This window comes from Cupriavidus sp. CuC1 (assembly GCF_044627735.1).
GTDB lineage: Bacteria > Pseudomonadota > Gammaproteobacteria > Burkholderiales > Burkholderiaceae > Cupriavidus > Cupriavidus ulmosensis.
On the sequence record NZ_JBIUHC010000258.1, the window covers coordinates 1 to 8702 of the forward strand.

General features: G+C 62.8%; 10 protein-coding genes and 2 pseudogenes. 6 read left to right on the forward strand and 6 right to left on the reverse strand.

The genetic code is table 11. From position 1 onward, the window contains the following. The first annotated feature begins 129 nt into the window (after positions 1-129). Complete coding sequence (gene pstS / locus ACGLHR_RS49135) at positions 130-1161, forward strand: phosphate ABC transporter substrate-binding protein PstS (RefSeq protein WP_400103064.1); 1032 nt, start codon at positions 130-132, stop codon at positions 1159-1161. 41 nt (positions 1162-1202) lie between these two features. Here the strand turns inward: pstS and ACGLHR_RS49140 are convergent, their stop codons facing one another. Together ACGLHR_RS49140 and ACGLHR_RS49145 are read right to left on the reverse strand one after the other, a co-directional pair. Next, a complete protein-coding gene (locus ACGLHR_RS49140; RefSeq protein WP_400103066.1) occupies positions 1203-1457 on the reverse strand; it encodes a hypothetical protein in 255 nt (84 codons plus the stop codon). 89 nt (positions 1458-1546) lie between these two features. Continuing rightward, positions 1547-2368 (reverse strand): CDP-diacylglycerol diphosphatase, encoded by an 822-nt coding sequence (locus ACGLHR_RS49145; protein ID WP_400103067.1) that lies wholly within the window; start codon positions 2366-2368, stop codon positions 1547-1549. Between the two features lie 370 nt (positions 2369-2738). Here ACGLHR_RS49145 and ACGLHR_RS49150 point away from each other — a divergent pair, with 370 nt between their 5' ends. Next, the gene (locus tag ACGLHR_RS49150) at positions 2739-2939 is read left to right on the forward strand and encodes a DUF3562 domain-containing protein (RefSeq protein ID WP_400103069.1); all 201 of its coding nucleotides are present in this window, start codon (positions 2739-2741) and stop codon (positions 2937-2939) included. Between the two features lie 123 nt (positions 2940-3062). Here ACGLHR_RS49150 and ACGLHR_RS49155 read toward each other — a convergent pair whose 3' ends face one another. The 4 genes from ACGLHR_RS49155 to ACGLHR_RS49170 form a co-directional block, all read right to left on the reverse strand. Then, positions 3063-3731, reverse strand: a complete 669-nt coding sequence (locus tag ACGLHR_RS49155; protein WP_400103071.1) for an anti-sigma factor family protein — start codon at positions 3729-3731, stop codon at positions 3063-3065. After that, on the reverse strand, positions 3728-4339 hold the full coding sequence (locus tag ACGLHR_RS49160; protein ID WP_400103073.1) for an RNA polymerase sigma factor: 612 nt from the start codon (positions 4337-4339) through the stop codon (positions 3728-3730). The genes ACGLHR_RS49155 and ACGLHR_RS49160 overlap by 4 nt, the downstream gene beginning before the upstream one ends. 178 nt (positions 4340-4517) lie before the next feature. Next, positions 4518-5039 carry a dethiobiotin synthetase gene (locus ACGLHR_RS49165; protein ID WP_400103075.1) on the reverse strand — a complete coding sequence of 174 codons (522 nt, stop codon included), beginning with the start codon at positions 5037-5039 and terminating at the stop codon, positions 4518-4520. Positions 5040-5054: 15 nt separating this feature from the next. Next, positions 5055-5591: a lecithin retinol acyltransferase family protein gene (locus ACGLHR_RS49170; RefSeq protein ID WP_400103077.1), complete on the reverse strand. Its 537-nt coding sequence runs from the start codon at positions 5589-5591 to the stop codon at positions 5055-5057. A 1064-nt stretch (positions 5592-6655) separates the two neighbouring features. Between ACGLHR_RS49170 and copC the strand changes: the two genes are divergently transcribed. The 4 genes and pseudogenes from copC to ACGLHR_RS49190 form a co-directional block, all read left to right on the forward strand. Next, a complete protein-coding gene (copC, locus tag ACGLHR_RS49175) occupies positions 6656-7027 on the forward strand; it encodes a copper homeostasis periplasmic binding protein CopC (protein ID WP_400103079.1) in 372 nt (123 codons plus the stop codon). Between the two features lie 122 nt (positions 7028-7149). Continuing rightward, the gene (locus ACGLHR_RS49180) at positions 7150-7896 is read left to right on the forward strand and encodes a copper resistance D family protein (RefSeq protein WP_400103081.1); all 747 of its coding nucleotides are present in this window, start codon (positions 7150-7152) and stop codon (positions 7894-7896) included. Positions 7897-7955: 59 nt separating this feature from the next. Beyond that, positions 7956-8219, forward strand: a pseudogene (locus ACGLHR_RS49185) (MFS transporter); the annotation flags it as partial. A 5-nt stretch (positions 8220-8224) separates the two neighbouring features. Then, positions 8225-8497, forward strand: a pseudogene (locus ACGLHR_RS49190) (porin); the annotation flags it as partial. Positions 8498-8702: the final 205 nt, after the last annotated feature.

Consider the following 8702-nt stretch of genomic DNA (forward strand, 5'->3'; position numbering starts at 1 on the left):
CTGGAGTTGGACCGCCAACGTGTCCATTCCATTGTCGCGTGGCCGTGGATTATTAATTCACTATTGAATTAGAAACGAAATTACGTGCAGTACATGGGCTATCCACTGACATGCCTGGGAGGTTGCAAAATGACTCCGCCCCTCTTCTGGCAAAACGTGAAGCGCAGCGCCACGCTCGCCTGCCTGCTCACGGGCTATGCACTGTCCGCGCACGCAGGCGATGTCACTGGGGCGGGCTCCACCTTCGTCTACCCCCTGCTGGTGAAATGGGCGGCCACCTACTACACCAAGACCGGCCAGCAGGTGAACTACCAGCCCACCGGCTCGGGCAACGGCATCCGGCAGATCAAGGCCGCCAATGTCACGTTCGGCGCCTCCGACATGCCGCTCAAGCCGGACGAGTTACGCGCTGCGGGGCTGGTCCAGTTTCCGCTGGTAGTGGGGGGCGTGGTGCCCATTGTCAATCTGGATGGCGTGGCTGCGGGTCAGATCCGCTTGACCGGCACGCTGCTGGCGGATATCTACCTGGGCAAGATCGCCAACTGGGATGACCCCGCCATCAGCGCGATCAACCCTGGCATCCACTTCCCCAATCAAAAGATCCTGGTCGTGCATCGCAGCGACAGCTCCGGCACGACCTTCAACTGGGCCGACTACCTGTCCAAGGTCAGCGACGAATGGAACCGCAGCGTGGGCGCGGGCACCACCGTCAAATGGCCGGCAGGCGTCGGCGCCAGCGGTAACGAGGGCGTGGCTACCTACATCAAGAATGTCAAAGGGGCGATCGGCTATGTCGAACTGACCTACGCGCTGCAACGCAAGCTGCTCTATACGGCCGTGCGAAACCGGGATGGTGCGTTTGTCGAGCCGGCGCGTGAGAGCTTCAGCGCAGCAGTAGCGTCAGCAAACTGGAGCCAGCACTCCGACTTCTATCAGGTCATCACGGATGCGCCCGGAACGCAGGCGTGGCCGATCACCGGCGCCGTGTTCGTGATCATGCCGAAGGACCCCAAGGATGCCGCAAGCGCCAAAGCCGCACTCGCGTTTTTCCGGTGGGCCCTGAATAACGGGCAGGCCGATGCCGCGGCAGAGCACTACGTGGCACTGCCACCCGGGCTGGTCAAGCAGATCGAAGCCTACTGGGGAGAGAACCTGAAGTGAGTGCGGGAAGCCCGATGCTGCGACGGGTTCCTGGTTTCCACTCAATGCTCCGTATCGCTGGCGTGCGCGCTCCAGTCAATATGGTCCGAGAGATAATGCCTGTAGGCGTACTCGACATCGGCGTCGGCGTCCTCGTGGGCCTGGAGCGGATTGTCCCTGCACATGGGGCAAGTGTGGCGTGACGATGCCTCCGTGTGCGTGCCCTCCGTCATGGTCACAAACCCTCTGTATCGACCCCAGGGCAATTCCTCAACAGAAGTGACGAGGAACAGATCGCCGCGCTGATACGTTGCCATGGCTGCACTCCTGCATGCTGAACGGGGAAGTTCATTCTAGCAACGGTTTGCGCGAGCGCAACCCCGGTTTAGCGGCAGCTAAGCGGATGTTACTCACGCGCCGCCGGCGCGTCCTCTTGCGCCAGTCTGCACTGGCGATCCAGGAAGTCGCTGGCGTGGCCATTGCTGCCAGCCTCACGATCGACCGGCTGGTCCACAATGACAAAGCCGCTCGCGCCCGCAGCGTCCACTACATAGGTCACAAACACGCCCCGGTCCGGCACCACTGACGCCGCCTCGCCAAGACGATGCTTGATGAGCAGGAATGGATTGACAGACATCGATGGCTCGGGCGAAGGCACGAAAATGGCCTGTACCGGCTTGCCCATGAACCGCAGCGCCGTCCAGGTGGTCCCAATACGCGCACTCGTGCCGGAGACAAAGTCCCTGGCATCCCGGCTGATGCAGTCCAGATGGATATGCATCTGCTCCTGGCTACGCGACGCCTTTGAGTTGATCGCCAGCCCCAGGATGGCATCGGGCAACTGCCGCCCGCGAGCCTGCCCAACGAACTGCCTCGCGTCCCAGCCGAATGCCCACTGGTTCGGCCCACCATCGTTTTGCCATACGCCACTCTCCTCCACCCCCGTCACGCGGTGATCCGGGATGATGAGAAAATGCGAGCGGCCGATGGCATCCTTGTAAAGCACCAAGCCTTTTGCACGATCCACCATCACGCAATCGGGGTGGTGCGGCGCGCCGGGTTCCAGGCAACGCGCCTGCACGTTGCGCCACAGCCCGTCCTTGGCAAACATCGAAAGAATGCCGACGTCCGCATCGCCCCAGGCGCTCGGCGCCATGCATAGCACCAGCAGCATGGCCAATAGCCGCGCCGTGAGCCGTGCCGTGGCACCGGAAACAAAAAGAGCCATCAACCTGATGGCTCCGCACCCCGCGAACAAACAACCAAAGCACACCCCAACCCCCGCGTTCCCGGCATTCTTGGACGCGCGGGGAGACGACAAAGCGAGGGAGCGGTCAACCGACTCGCTACGACGATCCGGGCCTGCGGCAGTCGTGGGCATTGGCATCCAGAACTTATCCACCTGAGTCGGCATAGCTCGCATTGTGCAGGACAAATATGGCAACACGATGGCGATGTAGCGATGCTGCATTCCTATACTTGTAAATTCTCAGGCCAGCGCGTGGCAAAGCGCTCTCGCCCTCAGGCAACAGGCAACAGGCAACAGGCAACAGGCGCCGCATCATGCGCCCGCCTCTTCCTGCCGGGTGGCAGACAATATGAAAACCGAATCACAGTCCGCGATGATCGCCAGGATAGCCGAAGCCCTGAAAGTTCCAGTGGAGGACGTGGAACGGGCTTACTCGGCCGCCTGGCATGAACTCCAGGCCGGCGCCAAGATTCACGACTACCTGCCGCTGTTTGCCGCCAGGCGGGTGATGGAGGAATTTCGCAAGGAGCAACTGGGAAAAGAAGCGTAGGCAGCGCGTGAATCCACATGTGTCCGCTTTGGCCGAGGGACATCTGGGCAATGCCAGCGTGAATATCTTCGCAGCAGGTTCATCATGCACTTGTAGCCTGCGCGAACACCCGCTTTATTCCCGCTAGCTGCCTTGCGTTGTCCGCAGCGCCTGCACGAACATGTTCAGATGCTCCGGCTCCGCATCGGTGATGGCCCAGAAGTTCATGCCGTTCTGGTGCCAGCGAGCCATCGAGTAGCCGTCGGCCGCATAGGCTGCAGGCGCGGATATGCTGCCCTGCGCAGGGAACACATAGAGGTCGATCGGGTGCTGCTGGTAGTGATAGATCAACACCGCAACAGTGCGATGGCCTACATAGTCGACCCGGCCACCGGCAAGAGGAAAGCCCTGCGCCGCAAGGTCGACGACCGGCGGTGCATAGTCGAGCCTGCCGTTGAACCAGGGCTTTACAGTGTGCTGATCGGTTGACACAACGTCGACTGGATGCTGCGACAACAACGATCGCACGTGACTCGACAGAATCTCTTCTCCCACCATGCTGGTTCGCGGGGGCTGTACCAAGGCAAGCGCGCCGAACACCAGCGCGCTGGCCGCGACACCCGCAAGGCCACCGCCGGCCCAGGCCGGCGCATGATCAATGGCAAGGCTGCGCCATGAGAACCAAGGCGGATGGCGAGATTGGCGTGGTAGCGCTGCTAACACGCGTGCGCGCAGATGCGGCGGCGCGCGATGGTAGAGCGATCCGTCGCTCAGCAGGCTGTGCAACGAGCTCACCGTCTTGTCATCGTTCATGATTCGCTCCCATCGAATGTCCCGGCGCAGGCGCGCGGGCAACTGCGAGGCGGTGGATATGGTTGCGCCGGCGCCAGCGCAGCGCGTACCGTGGTGCTAAGCAGATGGCGGCCCCGAGCCAGCCGCGACATCACGGTGCCGATCGGAATGCCCGCAACGATGGCAATATCGCGATAGCTCAGGTCCTCCAGCTCACGCAACACCAGCACCTCGCGATACTCGACCGGCAACAGCTCGAGCGCGCGGTGGACCAGGTGCACGTCTTCTTGCCGGACCGCCAGCATCTCAGGATTGCTCCCGATATCGTCGATCCATCCCGGCAGGCGCTCGTCGCCGTGCAGCGTTTCGTCATAGGGCGTGCCGTCGGCGGCATCGCGCCGCCTGCGCCATTCGGTGAACCACGTGTTCCTGACGATGGCAAGCAGCCACGCGCGCGCGTTATCGCCCCGAAAGCTGTCGAAAAAGCGAAATGCGCGCAAGTAGGCATCCTGCACAATATCGTCCGCGTCGCTTGCGCTGCCGCTCAACCAGCGCGCCAGGTTGTATGCAGCGTCCAGATGCGGCAGCGTCACTTCAGAGAAGCGGCGGGACTCGTCGGTTGCATCCACGGTACTCTCCTGTGTCTTGCCTCCGTATGACTGACCAGGGCTGCCATTTATTCCCGGGACGACACCGGCTCGCGGGGCCCATCCCGGAATGGAAACGCAGCGCCCGGCGGCATACCGGCATGACACGCAAGAAGCCAGCACCGGGGGCGTCGGCGCGTCGGGCAGCACGGGTGCGGGGCTACGGCTCCAACAAAAAATCCGGCATGACCTGGGTGAGGCGCAACACGCCCTGTGGATCAAAGTAGAAATGCATCGTCGAATACGACGCGGCGTCCTGCGCGAACCGGTAGCTCCAGACCGTGCGGCGCATGCGCGAAAAGTAGACGGTCTCGCCGGGCTTTCCGAAGCGGAGCAGCACATCGCGCATGGTCCACTGACCGATCCTGGCCTGGCCGAACTCCTCGCCGGTCAGCATTTGCCTGATACTGACGACGTGCCCACTGGGGTCAAGCTCGGCTGACCATTTGGTTTCGCCTGCCGCGGGATAGAACCAGCGCTGGGAGCCATCCGGCAATGGATAGATCTCACGCGGTGTGCCCAGCCGGGCCTGAAGCTCGGCCTGGCTGGCACCCGCCGCGACCGATTGCCACGCCGGGCCCGCACAGCCAACGGCCAGGGCCGCTGCGGCCAGCGCCAGCAGCGGATTCGCAAGGCGCGTACGAAGCGTCAGCGCGTAGTTGGTTGAAAAGATGGGAATCATGCTTGACCTCCGACTTCATAAAGAAGGCTGCCACCCGGCCCGCGGGAAGATGTGGCCAGGATGCAGTGCTGAGGGCGCACCGGCGTCGGGACTCCCGGTCGCCGGTGCGCTGCCGTGAAACGCCTTGACGAGCCAGACCGCGCTGCGCAGCGCCGAACGCGGGTGTGCCCACCACGCTTGCACCTGTTCGCTGCGGCTTTCACCGGCCAGGCACCAGGCGCAGAAGTGCTCGCAATTGTTGGTAAGGAGCCGGTAGCGGTCCTCGTCCAGCCTGGAGCGTGCCCGCCGCACGACTTCATGGCCCGGGTATTTCGGGGCCACGCTGGCGTCTATCCAGACCTGCTGGCCAGCGGCAAACTCGACGAGGGCCACTTCTTCCACCGGCCCGTGGTGCAGCGCGCGGCAGTACCCGGCGTAGTGCACGACCTTGCTGTCGCCTACGTAGATACCGTGATGGCAATAGCCGCAGCGCAGTGTGACAAGGTGGGCGCCCGGCAAGGGGGCAGTGCCCAGGGTGAGCGCCGCCCATGCTGAGCCGTGCTCGGCGTTCATTGCCCGCTCCCCGTTAGTCAAGGTCGCAGTCCGAATCACGCGCCTAAGTAGATGTCACATGGTGGCGTGGTGCATGAGGTCGCAGCAGCGGGATCAAACTGCGCGCATCCGCCCGCAGAAAAGGCGATAAGCGCGGTGCCGGTAGCTAGGATAGCTAGCGTAGTCTTTGCGAAATGCATGACGGTCTCCTGAATGGTTGCAACGCGCGGCAAACCCAAAAATCGACTGGATTGCGCAGCGAGCGAGATACCCGCGTGAAACGGCGTCGGCCAGGGCTGCGATGCGCTGCCTGCAGCGCTGCCGCCTTGGTCATGCGCGCCGCTGCGTGCCGGCACCTGTACTACTGCTGCAGGGCGGAAGTTATTCGCGCGATTTTGTTCCGCCAAGGCTCGTGACAATCGACCAGCTTGTGCGCCCTTGCCTCCCGCCTTCAGTGCGGACCAGCCCATCCCAGGAGATTGGCGTGTCACCGCTTTCTTGCCCGTTTGGCGTAGCTGCGCAAACCCATGGCGCAGGAATAAATCGCGCCCGGCGACGGTTATATGTATGCGCAGGAGTAAGAGACCGGCAGGCGCATTGAGATCACGCCTTGGGCCTCACCGCCTTGTCGGCGATGGCGTCCAATGGAGCGGCGCAAATGCCAACTGGTCACACTGGTCACGCGTGATTCTTTAATCCATGGACGTCCGAAGTGGCCAAGGGAGAGACCCTCGTTGCCCTAGGCTCGGATGACCGCTCGTCGCCGCTTACCGGCCGATCGGCAGGCAGACCTCGGACGCCCACTCCAATCGGATCAAAGCCGCCGGTTGGCAACTCGCTGTTGGGGGCAATCAGGAGTGTCCCCTTTGAAGAAGGCTAAACTGCTGCTCCGCCCGTTGTGGCCAGCGACTTTCTTGAGAGCCACTCCCAACACCGAAGTGACAGTCGTCTGCCCAAAGGGGGCCATCGCTTCACGTCTGGATAGAGCAGTGAAGTAGGTATGCTTTCGCACATACGGCGGGAGCGCAACCGGTAGTTCTTGAAATAGAATCAAAACGCAGAATATTTTTACTCCGAGGCATCCAATGTCAAGTCAACGCGTTCTCCGCCCCATCCGTATCACCGCGGCCGCCATCGCCGCGCTGTATGCCGCTGCCGCATGGTCGCACGCGCATCTCCAGCAGCAGACGCCCGCTGCCGACTCGACGCAGGCCGCACCGCAGGAGGTGCGGCTCGATTTCTCCGAGCCGTTGGAAGCCGCCCTCAGTAAGATCGAAGTGACAGATGGCGCCGGAAAGCAGGTCACGGCGAACAAGGCGGCCGTCGACGCGACTGCACCAAGGACGCTGCGCGTGCAGCTCGGCAAGCTGACTCCCGGCAATTACACGGTCGATTGGAACGTGGTCTCCACGGATGGACATCGTGCCAAGGGCAGCTATCGCTTCACGGTGGAGTAATGGGAGACCTCGCGGTCGCCTTGAGTTGGTGGTTGGGCGGAGGCGTGTCGTTGGCGCTTGCCGGCACACTCGGCGTCTGGTTACTGTCACCGGCCTTACCTCCCTGCGCCGCGCGGAGTTGGATGCGCGGCTGCCTGACGATTTTGGCGTGCGCCTTCCTGGCTTACCTGCCGGCTTCCGCGCTGGCCCTGACGGAAGCGCCGGCCGGTGAACTCCTCCCGTCGGTCTGGCTCGTGCTGCGGCATACGCATAACGGCGCAATGTGGTTGCTCGGGGCCGGCGCATTGATCGTGGCCGGCATTGTGAGTTCACGAGCCTCAGTGGGACCGGCGCGGAGCTGGCTGCGGGGTGCTCTAGCTGCCAGCCTGCTGATATTCTTGGGCGCACGGGCTGGCACTGGCCATGCGGCCGAGGCTGGCACCTTCAGTTTGGCGGTACTCGTGCACGCTGTCCACATCGCCGCTGGCTGCGCCTGGACGGGGTGCGTCATGGTTTCGCAGGCCATCCTGCTGAGGCGGTCCGACGGCGATACGTTATGGCACACCGCCTTCCTGCAACGGCTGTCGCAGGTCGCTGCGCTCGCCCTGACCGTGGTTGTCGTGAGCGGCCTATTGAACGTATGGCGAATACTGGGCGAGCAGCAAACCTCGTTCGGCGCCTACGAGCAGCGACTGGCAGTCAAACTGAGTGTCGTCGGACTGGCCGCTGCCCTGGGCGCATGGAACCGTTGGATTGCGTTGCCGCGCCTGATGCGGGGCGATCCGTCCGCACGAAAGCCGTTCGTCCGTAGCCTATGCGCCGAGGCTATTCTGCTGGTGCTGGTAATTCTACTTGCGGCCGGGCTCGGTGCGACCATGCCATCCATGTAACCGTCGACAAGACACACCCGCAGAAAGCCTTTGATCGCACAAGCTATGACTTCCGGCACGGCATTTCCATCACTGCCATGCTGCCGGCACTCTTCGCCGCGGTGGCGCCCCCAGGCTCGACCAATATCCCGATGACGGTCGGGTCGATCGCCCTCGCTGCGACGATCATCGCAGCGGTTGCCGCCCGGAGTGCCTGGGAGACCCATCGCATCCGCATGAGCGACCTGGGCGAGCGCGGCGCAGTCCCCTTGGACAAGCGTGAATATGACCGGCTGCGCGAAGAAACCATTGGCGACGCGAAAGTAGCCAAGGCAGCCGTCTGAAGGTAATCGACACCCGCGTCAATCTCACCGAAGCGCTCGGCCTGATCGGCACCTTCCAGTACGACTGGCTCAAGCACGCCGGCCAAAGCGGCAAACGCCTGACCACCGCGGCCATGCTGGACTATAACTTCAGCAAGCGTACCGACGTCTACGTGGCAGTGGACTACACGCACCTGAGCGGCGCCTGGATCCCGCTGAACAGCTGGCCAAACTTCAGCAACAACGGCAATATGTTCGGCAACACGACCCGGCTGGGCGTCATGGCCGGTCTGCGTCACAGTGCTAAGCGGTACCGGCATACTCGCCTCCCCCGTGGCGGTAGGCGCCTGCCTGAGCACACGGGAGCGTGCGCGTGCGTCGAGCCGGCGGACTTCTTCAAGGGGTGTTCCACGTCATCGGCAGCGGACTAGTACTACTGTGTTAAAAAATAAGGCATTATTTGCTTATCTTCAAGTGAGTTACGAGGAAAGCGATGGAAGCCTC